The organism is Novosphingobium sp. FW305-C-111, from assembly GCF_058783565.1.
The window spans coordinates 1-18,174 of the sequence record NZ_JBYSYP010000025.1; the positions used below are offsets into that span (position 1 = coordinate 1).

Below are 18,174 nucleotides of genomic sequence, written 5' to 3' on the forward strand. Positions count from 1 at the left end.
GTCCTTAATCAATGAGTGGGAGGAATAGTTCGCCAACAAATTGAATTGGACGATGAGCCCCAAGGCGCGGCAAATGGCGCCAAATCAAAAAATGCCGTGGGGAGGACAGTCATGGTCACAGCCTTTAGGACAAATTTGCTTTGTGCCACCGCGCTATCGATCGCGTGTGCGCTTGCAGTGCCGGCACATGCCCAGGACGCTGCATCGCAGGGCGAAAAGCCCGAGGCGCAGGAAGGTGGCCTTGAGACAATCGTCGTCACGGCGCAGAAGCGCGAACAGAATTTGCAGGATGTTCCAGCCGCCGTTTCCGCCATAGGCGGCGAGACGCTGCGCACGCGCGGCATCACGGAGACCTCAGACTTGATGGGCGCGATCCCCAGCCTGCAAGTCACCACTCCCTATGGTCGCACCCAACCGAATTTCTCGCTGCGCGGGATTTCAGTGGCGAACGAATTTTCCGCCTCCACTGCGTCGCCGGTTGGCGTCTATGTCGATGAAGTCTATCAGAGCTTCCGGGCGAGCCATGGCCTGCAACTCTATGACATCGACCGGGTCGAGGTACTGCGCGGACCGCAAGGAACACTCTACGGTCGCAACACCACGGGTGGCGCGATCAGCTTCTTCACGCGCAAGCCGGATCTGGGAGAGGCCAATGGCTATCTGACCGCCGGCTATGCCAATTACGACACTTTCACGGTGCAGGGCGCCGCTGAAGCGACGCTGGTTCCCGACATCTTGGGCGTCCGCGTCGCCGGTACTTTTGCAAAAGGGGATGGTTGGCAGCGCAATGTACTGCCTGGGAATGAGCGCGACCTAGGGACCACCGATACGATCGGCGGTCGCATCTCGATCCGCTTCCGGCCCGATCCCGATCTCGACATCAATTTGAAGCTCTATGCCGCGAAGGACGATCCATGGGGCACCGCGCCCTATGCAGGTGGTCAACTCGCGGGCGGGCAGGATGCGCTCGGCTATTCGCGTTACGATCCGCAACCTTTCCTAGGCGGGCGGTTGCTGCGTGACAATGAGGTCGCAGTTGATCGGGTAGGTAAGAACATCAGCAAGTCGAAAGGGATAGCCCTCAACATCAAATGGGATGTCAGCGACCAATTCTCCGTCACCTCGATTACCGGCTACGACACCGGCGACTATATCAACAATCCTGATGATTGCGATGGCGGCCCAGCCGATCTCTGCTCGATCGGCCTCACGTCGACGAGCAAGAATTTCAACCAGGACCTGCGTTTCAGCTATTCGAACGACCGCCTCGATATCATTGCCGGCCTTTATTATGGCAGGGACAAGGTCAAGACGGTCAACTACCCGGACTTTTTCGGGGCGCTGAGGCCGCTGCTGCTTGGCGCCGGTCTTCCGGGCAGCTACAATAACGCCGCAATCGGAACGCCCGACGCGATCCGCTATATCCCAGCCTTTGCCGCCAATCCGGCGTTGGGGCCTGGCGATGCCGGATTCTGCGACGCGATCGAGATCAATCCCAACGGCTTCCTTGATGCACGCTCGCTGATTGCACTCCAGACCGACATCGCGATCAATAATACGGGCAATGGCGGCATGGGGGGTAGCTTTTCGGCGGGCTGCGCCGGGGCAGGCGCGCCTCCGTTCACCCCGATCCTCGGCGAACAGCGTTTTGACGTGTCGCGCCCCTCGAAGGCGATCTACGGCGACGTAACCTGGAAAGCGACCGAGCGGCTGACCGTGGCGGTGGGTGCACGCTACACCCAGGATAAGGTCAATTACCTTAACGGCAGCACTTTCCTCTATGCGCTCGACGGTACGACGCCGGTTGTCAACCTGATCCCCTACAGCAATCCATACAACCCCAATCTCGCGCCGCTTGAGCAGCGCGAAAAGGCAAACAGGCTAACCGGCCGTATCAATGTCAGCTATGAGTTCGCCGATGATATCATGGGCTATCTCCAGTACAGTCGCGGTTACCGCAGCGGCAGCTTCAACGGGCTTGCCTATCAGGGCGTCAATCAAGTCTATTATATCCAGCCTGAAAAGGTGAATGCATATGAGGCGGGGCTCAAAACCCGGCTGTTCGATCGCCGCGTCCAACTTAACCTCGCGGGCTTCTACTACGAGTATTCGAATCACCAAGTAACGCAGGTGGTCGGCGCTACAACCTTCACGCGCAGCGCCAATGGTCGCCTGTTCGGTGGCGAGGCCGAACTCGCCTGGCAGGTGGCCGATACGTTGCGTTTCGATGCTTCGCTGGGCTATCTCAACAGCAAGTACAAAGGCAATGTGATCGATCCGGCAAACCCGGCCAGCCCGACATTGAACGTCAACGGCAATCCCTTCCCGAACGCGCCGGAGGTTACGTTCCAGGCCGGATTCGACTGGGATATGATCGATGACGGCACCAACAAGCTGACCTTGCGCGGTGATGCGTCCTACATGGGCAAGTACTATTTTGATCCGTTCAAGAATTATGGGCAGACACCGTGCGATACACCCCCAGCGGGATCGAACATAACGCTCGCGGGTAAGGCGATTACATGCGCAAATCCGGGCTACTGGCTCGCCAATGCGCGATTAACCTATGCGCACGACAATATGTCGGTTAGCTTGTGGGCGAAGAATCTGTTCGACAAATATTACTACACCTACGGCCTCAACCTCAACGTGTTCGGCTACGATTATCTGAACCGCGGCATGCCGCGCACTTATGGCGTCGAAGCGACAGTCAAGTTCTGATCGCTGCTGCGACGGGGGCGGCGGGCATCCTCTCCCGCCCGCTGCCCCCGATTTTTTCGACCTGACTTTCAGACCGAGGAGTATCCATGATGCGTTCCACCGGCAACGGTCCCTCATTCATCGGCACGGCGTACAGAATCGAGCGCGCTGTGATCACTGAGATCGGCGCAGCTGAAAGCACCGCCCAGGCGAGCAGCGCCGAGCGGCCAGCGCGCCTCCGGACGATTTAACGTGGATGCGTCTCGGAACAGAACTGAGCTGGAACGAATTTTCGCGACCCAACGCGAAGGGACGCGTGAGCAGGTTTCGCGCAGCTACGAAGAACGCATGGACCTGCTCGGGCGCCTTGGCCGGATATTTGAGCAGCACAGAGACGAATTGGTCGATGCCGTTGCCGCCGATTTCGGCATTCGATCCCGCTACGAGACTATCCTGCTCGACCTGATGCTTGGCATATCGGAAATTAAATTTGCGCGCCGCAATCTGAAGACGTGGCTGAGGCCGCGGCGGGTGAAGACTGACATCTTCGGCCTTCCCGGTTCATCGCGCCTGGTCCCCCAGCCCCTAGGTGTGGTGGGCGTTCTCGGCACGTGGAACTATCCGCTCGGCACCATATTCGTTGGCGCGGCCGGTGCATTGGCGGCCGGCAACCGCGTGATCGCAAAGCCGAGCGAAGTTTCCGCCAACGCCGCCGAAGCCAGCGAGCGGCTTGTGCGCCGGTATTTCGCCGAAGAGGAATTCGCGATTGTCCAGGGCGGGCCCGACATGGCACAGGCGATGACGGCCCTACCTTTCGACCATATTCTCTTCACCGGTTCACCCGCGGTTGGCCGCAAAGTCTATGAAGCGGCGGCTGCCAACCTTACACCTGTTACTCTGGAACTTGGCGGCAAATGCCCTGCCATCGTGGGCAAGGGTGCATCGCTTGCACAAGTCTGTGAAAGCTTAGTGTTCGGCAAGCTGCTCAACGCCGGCCAGACCTGCATCGCCGCTGACTATGCCTTCGTCCATGTCGATCAGATGGAAAGCTTCGTCGCCGCACTCCGCGCTCAGGTTGCCAAATGCTACCCCAACGCGGCAAGCAACCCCGATTTCACCAGTATCATCAATGACCGACAGTTCGCGCGGCTCCAAGGTTTGCTCGATGATGCCGAAGCCAAGGGCGCGACGGTGCTCAACCTCTCGGACAACGGCGATGGAACGCTTCCTGAACGGCATCGGATCGTGCCGTTGGCGGTTCTCGACGTTACCGATGACATGGCGATGATGCAGGAGGAGATTTTCGGACCGATCCTGCCGATCATGCCATATCGCTCCGAAGACGAGCTCATTCGCTACGTAAACCGGCATGAGCGCCCGCTGGCGCTCTATTATTTTGGCGACGAAAGTGAGGAACGGCGCAAGATCATTTCCGAAACGCACGCTGGCGGCGTGACTCTCAACGGCACGGTCATGCACGTCTTCCAGCGCCGGCTGCCTTTCGGTGGCATCGGACAGAGCGGCATCGGTGCCTATACCGGCGTCGCCAGTTTCGAGCGCTTCACTCATTACAAGCCGGTGTTCTCTCAGCCGAAACTCAGCCTGCTTGGTCAACTTCTGCCACCCTATTCGAGCAAGACCGAAGGACTACTCAACATCTTCGAAAAGATCCTCTGACGTGGCTGCGGCGGTTGATGCTGGCATGTTGCATGACGCCGGGTCGCCAGCATGGGTCGAATGACAAGGGAAGCAAATGGCTGACTATGTAATTATTGGAGGTGGGTCGTCGGGCGGCGTTATCGCCAGCCGGTTGTCCGAGGACCCCGATGTCACCGTTTGCCTGCTCGAGGCAGGCGGCCCAGGCACCTCGCCGCTTGTGTCCACGCCCGGCGCTTTTGCGGCGCTGATCCAAGACTATCGGATCAATACGCTCAACTGGCGGTTCAACACCGACCCTTCAAAGGCGCTCAACGACCGCCGCCTCTACAATCCGCGCGGGAAGATGCTGGGTGGATCGAGCGGTATGAACGGGATGGTCTATATCCGCGGCGACCGGTCGGATTTCGACCACTGGGCCGAACTCGGCAACGACGGCTGGGGTTACAACGATGTCCTGCCCTATTTCCGCAAGGCTGAGAATAATGAGCGCGGTGAGGATGAGTTTCACGGCTCGTCGGGACCGCTTCACGTATCCAACGGCAAGCGCGAATTCGATGTCTATGATGCTTTCATCGAGGCGGCGACTGGACTGGACCATCAAGCCAATCCGGACTTCAATGGTGCCAGCCAGGAAGGTGTCGGCATCTATCAGTTTACCGTGAAGGACGGGAAGCGCGCCAGCGTGAAGGCGTGTTACCTTGATCCGGTGATGGGCAGGCGCGGCAACCTCCGCGTCGAAGTACATGCCCGCGTCCATCGTATCAGGTTTGAGGGCAACCGCGCGGTGGCAGTCGAGTATTCCCAGGACGGGCAGTTGAAGACGATCCCGTGCGAAAAGGAAGTCATTGTCAGCGGCGGCGCCTATAATTCGCCCCAACTGTTGATGCTTTCCGGTATCGGACCGCGTGATGAGTTGGAGAAGCATGGAATCGAAGTGATTCATGATATTCCCGGTGTCGGCCAGAATCTTCACGACCATCCTGACCTGATGCTGGTCTACCAGTCGAAGAAGCGGCTCGGGATCGCACTCAATGTCGTTGGCGCGCTCAAGACCGTGCGAGACCTATTCCAGTATCTCACGCAAAGGAAAAGCTGGCTGGCATCGCCGCCCACGGCTGCAGGCGGTTTCTTGCGATCCGCGCCGGGGCAGAACCGGGCGGACTGCCAGGTCCATGTCGTGCCGCTCGCCTATCGCGACCATGCGCGCGACTACAAGCTGATGACGAAATGGGGCTATACGATCATTCTCAATATTGGGCGCCCAAAGAGCCGCGGCTGGGTTGCCTTACATGACTCAAACCCCGAATCCGATCCCAAGATTGACCTCAATCTCTTGAGTCATCCCGACGACCTCAAGACGTTGCGCAATGCCTTCCGTGTCGTGCAGGAGATCCTGCATTCGGATCGCATGAAGGCGATGATGAAACGGCCTCTCTATCCTGACCGCTACCTTGAAACTGATGAAGAGATCGACGCCTATATCCGGGCAGAAGCCAATCATGCTTATCATCCGGTGGGAACATGCAAGATGGGCACCGACGAGATGGCGGTGGTCGACAACCGCCTGCGCGTTCACGGCCTCGCAAATATCCGCGTGGCCGATGCCTCGATCATGCCATCAGTCGTCAACGGCAACACCAATGCAACCTGCATCATGATCGGCGAGAAAGCCGCCGACATGATCCGGCACGATAATATGAGCAGCAAGAATAGCATCGCAGAATATTGAATTGGACGATTGGATCAATGCTGCAGACACAGATGCTTACGAAAAGAAGTCCGGAGAGGCCTATCGCATGTCAGTTTATTATGTGTCGACTGCGCCATTGTGGGCGAGCGCCTTAGAGGAGCGCGGCTGATGGACGTCCGTACGCAAATACGTCGCGCCGCACGTTATTTCGCCCAGCAAGAGGCTCTCGTTCACGGCCACAGGCGGTTGACTTTCTCGGAAGCCTGGTTGCGCGGCGTGAAGCTCGCAAATGCTCTTGCGGAGTGCGGCCTTCAACCGGGTGACCGGATTGCTACGCTGGAGAAGAACTCCATCGAGGCCGCCGACATCATACTGGCGGCTGCCATTGGAAACTATACGCGTGTTCCTCTCTATGCGCGCAACCGATGTGAAGCGCACGCCCATATGATCGCGAGTACCGGATCTCGGTTGGCGCTGGTCGATGAGGCATTGGCTTCGGAGTTGGCGGGGCTGGATGCCCAAGCTCCGACGCTTGAGCGGATCATTATCCGCGATCACAACTATGAGAATTGGTTGGCGACAGCCTCGGACCGGGATCCTGATCCCGTCGTCGCGCCGGAGGACTATTGTGTCATCCGCCACACCGGCGGCACGACGGGCAAACCCAAGGGCGTTGCCTATCGGCACCGTTCATGGATGACGATCTCCGCCGCATTTTTCAGCATCGGCCCCCAAGTGGCCCCAGGGGATGCCATTCTGCATGTCGGCCCGTTGTCCCATGCATCGGGCTTCCTGTTCGTGCCGGCCTGGTATTGCGGCGCCCGCAACGTGATGATGGACGGCTTCGATCCAGCGTCCTTTCTTGACACTCTCGAGCAGGAACGGATCAGCCATGCCTTTGTAGCCCCCACCATGCTCAATGCCATAGTGCATCACGACGGGGCATATGGCCGCCACTTTCCGAATTTGAAGTTTCTGCTGAGTGCTTCAGCGCCGATCTCCGAGCCGACGCTTCGCAAGTCGTGCCAGATATTCGGGAATCATGTTCTTCATTCGGGCTATGGACAGACCGAAATCCTGCCCATCGCGTCTATGGGGCCCAACGAGTGGTTCGGCGAATTTGAAGGTTCTGCCCCAATTCGGGCGGTCGGACGTCCCATGAGTGGCGCCGATATCGAAATCCGTAACGAGGACGGAAAGGTGCTGGGACCAAACGAGCCCGGCGAGATCGTCGCACGGTTCGAAAATGGCCAGATGGAGGAATTCTGGAACGATCCGGAGGAAACCGCCCGGCGCATGGAAGATGGCTGGGTCAAAACCGGCGATGTCGGCATGATCGACACAAACGGATTTTTGTATCTGCTCGATCGCAACAACGACATGATCGTGTCAGGCGGCTTCAATATCTATCCCACCGAAATCGAAAACGTAATTGCCGACCATCCCGGTGTACTCGAGGTCGCGGTCTTTGGCGTGCCCCATGAAAAATGGGGTGAAACGCCGCTTGCAATGGTGCGTGTCAAGCCCGGAGCACAAATCACGGAGACCGAGATAATAGATTTGGTGCGCCAGCGTCTGGGCTCCGCAAAAAAGCCAAGCAAGGTCGTTTTTACCGCCGAGCCACTGCCGTTGAGCAATGTCGGAAAGGTGCTTCGTTCAAAGCTTCGAGAGCCCTATTGGGCGGGCCAGGACCGGCGCATTTCGGGGGCATGACCGACGCAGCCATCCTAGCCACATCCTCTATTCCGGTGACCGCCTGCCGGCGCGCGGGAGACTGCAATGGACTATGAATACATCCTGGTTGAGCAACGCGGCCCAGCGCTTTGGGTGACCCTCAACCGGCCGGCAGCGTTGAACAGTCTGTCGTTGGCTTTGGCCGAGGAACTCGCCGCAGCGATCGAGGCAGCGGAAGCAGATGCGACGGTGCGCGCTTGCATTCTTACCGGCGCCGGACGGGCGTTTTGCGCTGGCGCGGATCTGCTCGCAATTGGCGATGGAACAGGCGGACAAACTCTCGCCGAACGCTTAAATCTGTTTCTGCCGCCGCTCGGTCAGGCTTTTAACAGGATCGAGACGTCGCGCCTTCCGATAATTGCGGCGGTCAACGGCCTTACGCTCGCCGGCGGCTTGGAACTGGTGTTGTGCTGTGATCTCGTCATTGCCGCGCACCCGGCCAGATTTGGCGACGCCCATGCAAATTACGGCCTGTTGCCCGGCGGTGGAGGGTCGGTTCGACTCCCTAGGAAGATCGGCGAAGCGCGTGCGAAACATCTGATGATGACCGGCGGGACCATCTCGGCTGCCGAGATGAAGGAAGCCGGACTCGTGACCCAACTGGTTGCTCCCGAGGATCTCATTGCGGCAGCGCAAGCGCTGGTAGAATCTCTTGCAGAAAAGAGCCGGCCAGGGCTCGCCTACATGAAGCAGCTAGTCCGCGCTGCGCAGGATAGCTCGCTCGAAGTCGGGCTGCGTCAGGAACTCGAAACCATGGCTGCTTACGCCTTGTCCAACGACATTGTCGAAGGACTGGCGGCATTCCGGGAGAAGCGGAAGCCCGATTTTTCCGACCGGTGAGACCTGATCGGATGCGGAACACATTGGAAGAATGGATCAACGAATGACCGACATATTCGTCATGGGGGTTGGGATGACCCCGTTCGGAAAACAGTTCGACAAGAGCCTGAAAATGCTCTGCGCCGAAGCTTCGTCGCAGGCCTTTTCCGACGCAGGATGCACCGCCGGCGATGTCGAAGCCATCTTCTTCGGCAATTGCGTCCAGGGGCATATGGAGGGCCAGGACATGATCCGCGGCGAAATCGTGGCGCGAGCGATGGGCATCTCAAGCGTTCCCGTGGTGAATGTCGAAAACGCATGTGCGACGGCTTCCACGGCCTTGCACATGGCCGCCGCCTATGTTCGATCGGGGGCAGCGGATGTCGTACTCGCGCTCGGCGCGGAGAAGATGTACTCGCCCGACAAGGCGCTCATGTTCAGTGCATTCGATGGCGCTTGGGACGTGCATGAAACCGAGTCGGGCCGCGCGCAGCTGCTGGCCATGGGCAATGGCGTCGATGTTCCGGAAGGAACGACATCGAGTCAGCCTTACAGCGTTTTCATGGATGTATACGCCGCGATGGCACGCGCGCACATGAAGACCTACGGCTCGACGCAAGCGCAAATCGCGGCCGTCTCGGCGAAAAATCACATGCATTCGACGCGCAATCTGCTTGCCCAGTATCGCCTCCCATATACCGTCGAAAGTGTACTCGCTGCGCCTCCGATCGTTTACCCGTTCACACTGCCGATGTGCTCCCCGATCAGCGACGGCGCCGCCGCTGCGATCATCTGCAGCGAAGCCGGTCGGCGCAAACTGTCGGCAGCCCCGGACAGGGCGCTAAGAATCCTGGCGTCTGTGCTGCAAACCGGCGCCGCGCGCGATCCCTTTGATTATGACCACCATGTCAGCCGCCTTGCGGCGAACCGGGCCTATGCGATGGCCGGCGTGGGGCCAGAAGATATTGGCGTCGCGGAGGTGCATGACGCCACGGCGGTTGGCGAGATCATTGAAATCGAGGCGCTCGGCCTGACGCCGCCTGGCGAGGGCGGACTCGCGGCAGAGCGCGGTGAGACGGCGCTGGGTGGGCGTATTCCGGTAAACACGTCGGGCGGGCTTGAATGCAAGGGACATCCGATCGGCGCCACCGGGCTCGGCCAAATCTACGAGCTTGCGCTGCAATTGCGCGGCGAGGCGGAAGATCGACAGGTTCCGAATGCCCGGTTCGCGATCGCGCAGAACGGCGGAGGTGTCATCGGGGTGGAAGAGGCGGTGGTCGCCGTCACGATCCTGGGCCGGTAGTTGTCAGAGCGCGCCTAGGGAAACACAGGGTCACGATATGAACTTTGAGCTGTCCGATGAACAACGCATGGCGGTGGAAACCGTCCGCCGCTTTCTCGACAACAAGCTTGAGCCGGAAATCCGCCGGCATGGGGAGCGATTCATCCCCAAACCGCTCATGAAGGAATGGACTCAAGCACTGACCGGCTATGGCCATATTACCGCACCGCATCAGGAGCAATGGGGCGGGCTTGATATGGGATGGCTCACTCATCTGCTCATTTTCGAGGAGATCGCCTATTCCTCGCTCGATGTGGCCATACCCGGCTTCATCAACGCGGTTGGCGCAGAACTCATCCGCCGCTTCGCCCCGGAGACGATCAAGCAACGCTATCTTGCCGACCTCGTCGCGGCCGAGAAGTTCGTTTCGCTCGGCATCTCGGAGCCCGATGTCGGCTCGGACGTCGCCGCCATCAAGACACGCGCCGTACGAGACGGCGATTTCTGGGTCATCAATGGCGAAAAGACCTGGATCACCAACGGAGCCTACTCGGACATCTTCATCTGTACGTGCAAGACTGGCGAAAATGAAGTCACTCACATCCTGGTCGATCGTGACGAGAGTGAGTATGAGGTGCGCGATATCCAGAAGATGGCGCTCAACGGCCAATCGACTGCACAGATATTCCTGTCCGATTGCCGCGTACCGGTGGCAAACACGATCGGCCGGGTCGGCGATGGATTGCGCAATACGTTGCAAGTGTTCGAGATTGCCCGCTGCCATATGGCGATGTGGAGTATCGGCATCGCACGGCGAGCAATGGATGAGGCGATCGCGTACGCTCGCGATCGCGCGCAGCATGGCAAGAAGATCGCCGGCCATCAGCTGATCGCCGACAAGATCGCCATCATGGCGACCAAGATCGACGCAGCCCGTCTGTTGACGCACCGGGCAATATCCCTCGTCCAGGCGGGCACGCGCGCAGAGACGGAATGCTCGATGGCCAAGTGGTACGCCACCGAAATGGCGATCGAAGCGACGCGCGATGCGCTTCAGATCCATGGCGGCAACGGCGTCACCCGCGAATTCATCGTTGAGCGGCTGGTGCGTGAGGCGATCATTTGCCCCATCCCCGATGGCACGACGGAGATTCAAAAGCTTGTTGTTTCGCGCGCCCTGACCGGCATTCAAGCCTTTCGGTAAGGCTCAGACGAAAACGACAGCGTCGACGGAAATGGAGCCGCGTGCCTGACTCGCACAGGATCAAATGCGCAGATGCGTCGCTCAGGTAAAAGAGGCAGACAAGCGATGGACGAAGAGCTTCGTTTCGATGGCAGGGTAGTGGTTGTGACCGGAGCCGGAGGCGGACTTGGGCGCCAGTACGCGCTGATGTTTGGCGGGCGCGGAGCCAAGGTGGTGGTGAATGATCTGGGTGGCGACGAGAAAGGGAGCGGCAGCTGCTCCACAGCCGCTGACAATGTGGTCGACGAAATTCGAGCCACGGGCGGTCAGGCGGTGGCAAATTATGCGTCGGTCGAGGAGGGCGCGCTGATCATCCAAGCCGCGGTTGACAACTTCGGAACCGTTGACGTCGTCATCAACAATGCCGGCATCCTGCGCGATGTGAGCTTCCACAAAATGACCGACGAAGACTGGACACTGCTTCAGCGGGTCCATCTGAATGGGACGCGGGCAGTGACGCAGGCAGCATGGCCGATACTGCGCGACAAGGGCTATGGCCGCATCGTCATGACCACGTCTGCAGCCGCAATCTACGGCAACTTCGGTCAGGCCAACTATGCCGCAGCCAAGCTCGGAATATTGGGGCTTGCGAACGCGCTGGCGGAGGAGGGGCGGTCCAGAAACATCCAGGTTAATACGATCGCCCCAATCGCCGCATCGCGTATGACCGCGACTGCCTTTCCACAAGAGTTTCTCGCCAATCTCAGAGCGGAAGCGATCAGTCCATTGGTCGGTTGGCTTGCGCACGAGAATTGCAGCGAAACCAAAGGGCTTTTTGAAGTTGGAGCCGGCTATATCGCCAAGCTTAGGTGGGAGCGCGCGCTTGGGCACGCCTTCGGAGCGGACAGGGCGTTCACGCTCGATGATGTCGCCCGGCACTGGGGTAGAATTGTCGACTTCACGGATGCCGAGCACCCGCTCGGGCTGAATGACAGCCTTGAGGCGGTAGAACGGGCGCTGAGAGCGTAATCAACCCGATGAATTACCATGATATTTTTGAGCGGCCGTCGGGCTGCCGATGGCGTCGTGCTGCCGCCAGATATCGATGAGCAGCAGGAATAGTTCTGCAGCGAATTGAATTGGACGACGGCCCTCAAATGCCGCCAAACGGCATGAACTACACAATATCTCCTGGGAAGAGAGGATCAGCCATGAGAGGATGTCTATTGGCTTCTGCCGCGTTGTTGTGCTCGGGAACAGCATTTGCCCAGGAAGCAACGCCCCAGGCGAACGACCAAACCGGGAGCGCCACGGAAGCGCTGGCTGAGGACATTGTCGTTACCGCCACCAAAAAGGGCTATGGCGAAAGCGTGCAGAAAGTACCGATGGCGGTCACGGCTTTTGGTGAAGCGCAGCTGGATGCCAAGTTCGTCCAGAATCTTCAAAGTCTGAGCTACGACGTTCCCAACGTCCAGCTCGAGGATGTGGGTACGGCACCGGGCTATGCCAATTTCACTATCCGGGGCCTCGGCATCAACAGCACGATCCCATCGATCGACCCCACCGTAGGCGTTTTCACTGACGGTATTTACCTCGGCATCAACGCTGGTGTCGTGCTGGACAACTTCGACCTTGAGGGGATCGAAGTTCTGCGTGGACCGCAAGGCTTGCTTTTCGGTCGCAACGTTACCGGCGGTGCCGTGGTTGTGCGGACCACGCGGCCCAGCTTCGATTTTGGAGCCAAAGCCAAGCTATCCATTGAAACGGGACTGAAAAAGACCGTAAGCGGCACGGTTACCGGACCTATCGTCGATGACGTTTTGGCTGCCAAATTGGCCGTCTACTACAGCGACGACAATGGCTGGTTTCGCAACCGCTTCGACAATCGCAGCTTCGGTAAATCACATGACCTTATCATTCGCCCGGCACTTTCGCTCAAGGGTGGCGACCGCTTCCGAATGGATCTCCGCTATGAGCATGGCGATGTCGAAAGCGATGGAGCCCCTGTCCAGAGTCACGCGCTGTTTCCCCGCGACAGCTTCAGGTTTTCGATCAATTTCCCAGGTTTCTATGATGCCAAATGGGACCAGGCGATCGTGGAAACCAACATCGATGTCGGTCTGGGCGAAGGCGTCTTCACCAACATCGCTGGCTATCGGAAATTCCGATCCTCCGCGGGCGCTGATATCGATGGAACACCACAGTCCTTCTTTCATGCCTTTTTCGAAATCGACCAGGATCAACTCAGCGACGAACTTCGTTATGCCGGAAGGTTCGGTGACGTCGAATTGACAACCGGTCTATACTATTTTTCCCAGGATCTTCGTTACGCCGAGCTGCGGAATCTTTTGGGCGGTGCTCGGATCGTTTCCGGTGGGGGTACGCAAGACCAGACAACATGGGGCATTTTTGCTTCGACCGACTGGCATTTCACCGATACGCTGACCTTGAATCTCGGCGCGCGGTATAGTTGGGAACGCAAAGCCGTTCGGGTCTCGGCCTTACGCGCAAATGGTTGCAATCTAGACACGCTGATCTGTGCAACCAATTTCGCCGACGCGGCAAAATGGCGAGGGTTTACGCCGAAAATCGGCCTTCAGTGGAAGCCGGATGACGACACGCAGATTTATGGCCTTTACACGCGCGGGTTCCGCAGCGGCGGATATAATTTGCGCAACACCGATCCCGCTGTGCCGCCGGGGCCATTCAATCAAGAGACCCAGGACAGTTTCGAACTCGGCGCCAAGAAGCAATTCGGGCGCCACCGGATCAACCTGGCGGCCTTCTACAATCGCATGAAGGACCTGCAGCGCGAGATCAACCTGCCCGGACCGCTTGGCCTCAGCCAGGTCATACGGAACACCGCCGACGCCACAATCAAAGGCGTCGAGGCCGAGGGGCAGTTTTTTCTTTTGTCCAACCTCGTGATTTCGGGTCAGCTCGGCTACGTGAATGGCCAGTATCGCAACGTCCAGTTCGACCTCAGCGGTGATGGCGTCATCAACGATGTGGATCGTGCGCTCAAATTGCCAAGGCTGTCGCCATGGACCTATGGCGTGGGGCTGACTTATGATCAGCAGCTTGGCGAATTGGGGACAGCAACGGCGCGTGTCAGCTTCACGCATCGCGACAAGGCGGCATTCACCGACAACAACGTCGGCTTCCTTCAGGGCGCCGATATGCTCGATGCGAGCCTCACATTGGCGACCGACAACAAGCACTGGCGCTTCTCCATCTATGGCCGAAACCTCCTGAATGAGGTGACGATTGGCGGCGATACACCTTTGCCGGCGGCCTTCGGGGGCACGGGTGCAAGCCTTTCACCGCTAAACAGGGGGCGCGTCATCGGCGGAGAAGTGGCGATTAGCTTCTAGGCCATTTTCGAGGCGAGTGGAATCACCCGCCAACTCGGAAAATGCCCAAGATCAATTTGCTAGAGCATTTCCTGCCGGAAAGCCGGTTCCCACTTCTGCGCGAAATGCTCTAGCTGATCGCGACGGATGCAGCGGATTTCCGATCGCACCCCGCCCCCTTGCCGTTAATCCGATGATGCGGTGCGCCATGCCTGACGAACAAGGCTGACGAGCGCACGGCCAGCCGGTTTTACCTGCCAGCGGCTACGCACAGCATAACAAAGCGTCAATGGATCGAATAAACCGATTCCCTCCAAGGCCACGAAATTGGCGCGAAACCATGAGTTCTCGGTGAACTGTTTTGCAACCATCCCGATAGCATCGGATGTGGCAACGATCCGTCGAACCAATTGAAAATAGTCTGTCATGTGGATCCAGTCAGCGGGACGCTTACCGCTTTTTTCGTACATCTGCTGAATGATCGATGTGTAGGGTTCGGAAGATGAGGGCACTACGAATTCGAACTGGACCAGCGGCTCCTTGCTGGTCGGGTTTATCCCCAGAATGGGATGATTGTTCCGCACAAAAGGCAGTATTTCGATCGAGGCGACCCGCTCGCACTTGAATTCCGGCCAGCGTGCAAAGGCCGCTTCAAGTCCAAAGGCGACATCGATATCGCCGCGCGACAGGAGTCGCACGCCCCTTTCGCTGTTGCCCGAAACGACTTCGACGCGCACTGCCGGATGGCGCCGCAGCAAAGAAACCAGAGGTTGGGTGAGCAACCAGTCGATTGACCCTGGGAACAGTCCGATTCGAAGCGGGCCCGCATAGGCGTCGGCGCGGCGGGCTGTATCTCCGAGTAGTTCAGCTGCGTCGGCAAGCAAGCGCGCTGCGCGATCAATAAATTCGCGTCCCTCCTCTGTCGGCATCGCGCCCCGTGAGGTCCGATGGAAAAGGGAATAGCCAAGATGCCGTTCGAGTTCAGCGACACTCTTGGTCACCGCCGACTGCGTGACACCAACCGCATCCGCTGCCCTGGAGAAGGAACGAAGCTGACCAACCGCGACGGCATGCTTGAGGCGAGAATCGAGCATGGACATGCCCCACAGGAATAATTGCTCCAGAGAATGAATTAGGCGAATCAAGGTCATTTTGCCAATCTTACTTTCGACACTGCCGCCCAGCACGACTGCAACCCGTCTCGAAATCTGGAGCGGCGAAACGGCCTGGATCAAAGCGCCAAGGTCTCAGACGCAGGTATGCCTGAATGACGAAAACTGGTCCGCTTGCAGGCCTCAAAATACTCGAAATTGCGGGCATCGGCCCGGCGCCGTTTTGCGGAATGCTGTTGGCCGACCTTGGCGCCGATGTCGTCGTCATTGAACGCGTAAGCCCTAACTCCGAAAATATCGATCTTGGCAGCGGCGCCATTGTGAACCGCGGGAAACGTGTAATTGCCTTGGATCTGAAGTCCCCCGAAGGCGTCGCGCATGTCCTGGATCTCGTCCAAAGGGGCGATGTACTGATCGAAGGCATGCGGCCTGGGGTGATGGAGAGGCTCGGCCTTGGTCCCGAGGTTTGCCTAGCGCGTAACCCCCGCCTTGTATTCGGTCGCATGACGGGTTGGGGGCAGCAGGGACCTCTCGCCCAAGCGGCCGGCCATGACATCAACTATATCGCGCTGTCAGGAGCCCTTTGGTATGCTGGGCATCCCGGTGAACCGCCAATGGCGCCGCCAAGCCTGGTAGGCGATATTGGGGGTGGAGCGCTCTATTTGGCCATCGGCGTCCTCGCAGCGGCAATGCACGCGCGGGATACCGGGAATGGGCAAGTGGTTGACGCCGCGATCGTCGATGGGAGCGCTCACATGATGAACTTGCTCCTGAGCCTGAAGGCCGCCGGCCAGGTTGCCAGCATACGCGGCTGCAGCATCCTTGACGGCCCTCACTGGTACTCGACCTATCGGTGCGCCGACGGGAATTTCATCTCAGTCGGATCACTCGAGCCCAAGTTCTATGCGCTGCTTTGCAAAAAGCTGGGGTTGGCCGGCGATAGCAGTTTTGACGACGGCTATGATCGTGATGCCTGGCCCGAGCTCAAGCAGCGTTTTAGCGAGATATTCGCCATGCGGACACGGGAAGAATGGCGCACACTGCTGGAAGGCAGCGATGCCTGCTTTGCCCCCGTGCTTGATCCGGACGAAGCGGCGCGCCATCCTCATATGGCAGCGCGAGGCGTCTATCGGGAGATCGACAATATCCTCCAGGCAATGCCGGCGCCACGTTTTTCGGGCTCGTCACTACCGATCCCCGGACCGATCCCGCTGCATCATGAAGATCCGAGTACAATTCGGCGGGGCTGGAGCAAACCGGACCGCTGCGGGATTACCGCCAGAACCGACTGTTGCGAGTAGTCGGTTGGCATGGTGGGCGGCCAGCGGCCCGACACGAACGGTGATTTCATAACTATGAACCAATGCGACGCTCCGCTTCGCTGCGCTGCATTCAAATCAAAGGAGACAACGACACACAGGCACGTCAAACTATCCGATGATTCCTGTACGCCACGCCGGAACGGCGATTGCGGACGTGTCCACGGGACGTTGTTCGCATCGTGATTCGCTCGGCGCTTGAAATCAATGCTCGCCCCGGATGTGACGACGCCGATGGGATTTCCACTGCGGCGTCCACGGCCAATGTCCTGGCGTGAGGGCTTCGGTCATCGACCGATTCGACCGTCCGAATGCGGTCTTTTGGCGCGCCTGAGAATCCGCATCAGAGTTGAGTGCGCGTTGTTCGGGAATCTCATTTAAATATTTGTAAAAACGTAATAATATAGATAATAACTCCAACCTGTATCCAGTGTGGAGTAATGGTCGCAGGGCGTGAACTTACGCCCTTATGGATGCGTCGAAGTCCTTCAGTTTGAATCTCAGGAAATTGCGGCTTGCGATGCGCATCACGCAAGAAGCGCTCGCCCATGATGCGGGCACGAGCAGCTCTTATCTGAGTGCGATCGAAAATGGCCGGTCGAGCCCGACGCTGAAAGCAATGGAGCGGCTCGCGAAGGCACTCGGCGTTAATGCCGTCTATCTCTTGTCCGGCCGGATATCGATCTCGATCGTTTCGGACGACGAACTGGAAATCGGCGCGATACTGGCGCGCCCGGCGGTGACGCTCCGGCGCCATCCGCACAAGCCGACGGGGCGGCCGAGCAAGACCAAGTAAATCATCGGGGGCTGCACGCGCGTGGGCTGGAACCACGCGCCCGATAGACGCGCCCGCAACGCGCGCGTCGAAAGGAGTGCCCCTCGGTGCCGTTTCGCGACCTCGATGCCTATATTAAGCAGGCCAGGCGCGCGAACAGTGATCGCGAGCTGTTCAGTTGCAGCGAGGCCGCCGCACGCCAGCTCGGCCTCCCATGGCTCGCGATCGTCCAGAGCATGGCCTTCTTTCAGCCCGGTGGGCGATATTTCCGCATGGACAATTTCCAGAGCTGGGGCGACGTTTTCGTCGCCGAAGGCTATTACCGCGACGATCCCGCCTTGCTCGCGGCGCGCTCGACAAGCCGGGCGTTCTGCTGGCACGAAATGGAGCGACTGCTGGGCGGCTTCACGCGGCGACAGGCGCGCATCGTGCGCGAAGCCGCGCGTCATGGCCTGCGCAACGGCCTCACCGTTGTCAATCGGCGTGCAAACGGGACCCCCTATCGGCGCGCAAAAGGGACCCCCTTTCACGATGGCGCAAGGTTGATC

The 18,174-nt window shown here is 58.9% G+C and carries 14 protein-coding genes; 13 read left to right on the top strand and 1 reads right to left on the bottom strand.

The annotated features are described in order from the left end of the window. Positions 1-111: 111 nt before the first annotated feature. The 10 genes from AC3WLD_RS18500 to AC3WLD_RS18545 all read left to right on the top strand — a co-directional run bounded on the left by AC3WLD_RS18500 (position 112) and on the right by AC3WLD_RS18545 (position 14,441). The gene (locus AC3WLD_RS18500) at positions 112-2,721 is read left to right on the top strand and encodes a TonB-dependent receptor (RefSeq protein ID WP_492558360.1); all 2,610 of its coding nucleotides are present in this window, start codon (positions 112-114) and stop codon (positions 2,719-2,721) included. Between the two features lie 86 nt (positions 2,722-2,807). Beyond that, positions 2,808-2,951 (top strand): hypothetical protein, encoded by a 144-nt coding sequence (locus AC3WLD_RS18505; protein ID WP_168196078.1) that lies wholly within the window; start codon positions 2,808-2,810, stop codon positions 2,949-2,951. Position 2,952: 1 nt separating this feature from the next. Beyond that, on the top strand, positions 2,953-4,377 hold the full coding sequence (locus tag AC3WLD_RS18510; RefSeq protein ID WP_157228455.1) for an aldehyde dehydrogenase family protein: 1,425 nt from the start codon (positions 2,953-2,955) through the stop codon (positions 4,375-4,377). 76 nt (positions 4,378-4,453) lie between these two features. Continuing rightward, positions 4,454-6,088: a GMC family oxidoreductase gene (locus AC3WLD_RS18515; RefSeq protein ID WP_136175472.1), complete on the top strand. Its 1,635-nt coding sequence runs from the start codon at positions 4,454-4,456 to the stop codon at positions 6,086-6,088. 129 nt (positions 6,089-6,217) lie between these two features. Further along, complete coding sequence (locus tag AC3WLD_RS18520; protein ID WP_026108915.1) at positions 6,218-7,762, top strand: class I adenylate-forming enzyme family protein; 1,545 nt, start codon at positions 6,218-6,220, stop codon at positions 7,760-7,762. 66 nt (positions 7,763-7,828) lie between these two features. After that, the gene (locus tag AC3WLD_RS18525; protein ID WP_011415062.1) at positions 7,829-8,623 is read left to right on the top strand and encodes an enoyl-CoA hydratase/isomerase family protein; all 795 of its coding nucleotides are present in this window, start codon (positions 7,829-7,831) and stop codon (positions 8,621-8,623) included. A gap of 43 nt (positions 8,624-8,666) precedes the next feature. After that, positions 8,667-9,905 (top strand): thiolase family protein, encoded by a 1,239-nt coding sequence (locus AC3WLD_RS18530; protein WP_011415063.1) that lies wholly within the window; start codon positions 8,667-8,669, stop codon positions 9,903-9,905. Positions 9,906-9,942: 37 nt separating this feature from the next. Next, positions 9,943-11,088, top strand: coding sequence for an acyl-CoA dehydrogenase family protein (locus tag AC3WLD_RS18535; protein WP_017499968.1), 1,146 nt, complete (start codon positions 9,943-9,945; stop codon positions 11,086-11,088). A 105-nt stretch (positions 11,089-11,193) separates the two neighbouring features. Further along, a complete protein-coding gene (locus AC3WLD_RS18540) occupies positions 11,194-12,096 on the top strand; it encodes an SDR family oxidoreductase (RefSeq protein WP_011415065.1) in 903 nt (300 codons plus the stop codon). A 197-nt stretch (positions 12,097-12,293) separates the two neighbouring features. Continuing rightward, the gene (locus AC3WLD_RS18545) at positions 12,294-14,441 is read left to right on the top strand and encodes a TonB-dependent receptor (RefSeq protein ID WP_287408355.1); all 2,148 of its coding nucleotides are present in this window, start codon (positions 12,294-12,296) and stop codon (positions 14,439-14,441) included. Positions 14,442-14,605: 164 nt separating this feature from the next. Here AC3WLD_RS18545 and AC3WLD_RS18550 read toward each other — a convergent pair whose 3' ends face one another. Next, a complete protein-coding gene (locus AC3WLD_RS18550) occupies positions 14,606-15,607 on the bottom strand; it encodes a LysR family transcriptional regulator (protein WP_017499965.1) in 1,002 nt (333 codons plus the stop codon). A gap of 80 nt (positions 15,608-15,687) precedes the next feature. Between AC3WLD_RS18550 and AC3WLD_RS18555 the strand changes: the two genes are divergently transcribed. The 3 genes from AC3WLD_RS18555 to AC3WLD_RS18565 form a co-directional block, all read left to right on the top strand. Then, entirely contained in the window at positions 15,688-16,833 is a 1,146-nt protein-coding gene (locus AC3WLD_RS18555; RefSeq protein WP_026108913.1) for a CaiB/BaiF CoA transferase family protein, read from the top strand. A gap of 487 nt (positions 16,834-17,320) precedes the next feature. After that, entirely contained in the window at positions 17,321-17,647 is a 327-nt protein-coding gene (locus AC3WLD_RS18560; protein ID WP_017499963.1) for a helix-turn-helix domain-containing protein, read from the top strand. 86 nt (positions 17,648-17,733) lie between these two features. Beyond that, positions 17,734-18,174 (top strand): autoinducer binding domain-containing protein (locus AC3WLD_RS18565; RefSeq protein ID WP_492558361.1); only part of this gene is annotated, 441 nt, incomplete at its 3' end.

Bases quoted from the DNA above. Each gene is read 5' to 3' on its own strand.
- AC3WLD_RS18525 (WP_011415062.1), top strand. From the start codon at position 7,829: ATGGACTATGAATACATCCTGGTTGAGCAACGCGGCCCAGCGCTTTGG.
- AC3WLD_RS18535 (WP_017499968.1), top strand. From the start codon at position 9,943: ATGAACTTTGAGCTGTCCGATGAACAACGCATGGCGGTGGAAACCGTC.
- AC3WLD_RS18555 (WP_026108913.1), top strand. From the start codon at position 15,688: ATGACGAAAACTGGTCCGCTTGCAGGCCTCAAAATACTCGAAATTGCG.
- AC3WLD_RS18560 (WP_017499963.1), top strand. From the start codon at position 17,321: ATGGATGCGTCGAAGTCCTTCAGTTTGAATCTCAGGAAATTGCGGCTT.
- AC3WLD_RS18520 (WP_026108915.1), top strand. From the start codon at position 6,218: ATGGACGTCCGTACGCAAATACGTCGCGCCGCACGTTATTTCGCCCAG.
- AC3WLD_RS18515 (WP_136175472.1), top strand. From the start codon at position 4,454: ATGGCTGACTATGTAATTATTGGAGGTGGGTCGTCGGGCGGCGTTATC.
- AC3WLD_RS18500 (WP_492558360.1), top strand. From the start codon at position 112: ATGGTCACAGCCTTTAGGACAAATTTGCTTTGTGCCACCGCGCTATCG.
- AC3WLD_RS18530 (WP_011415063.1), top strand. From the start codon at position 8,667: ATGACCGACATATTCGTCATGGGGGTTGGGATGACCCCGTTCGGAAAA.
- AC3WLD_RS18540 (WP_011415065.1), top strand. From the start codon at position 11,194: ATGGACGAAGAGCTTCGTTTCGATGGCAGGGTAGTGGTTGTGACCGGA.
- AC3WLD_RS18505 (WP_168196078.1), top strand. From the start codon at position 2,808: ATGATGCGTTCCACCGGCAACGGTCCCTCATTCATCGGCACGGCGTAC.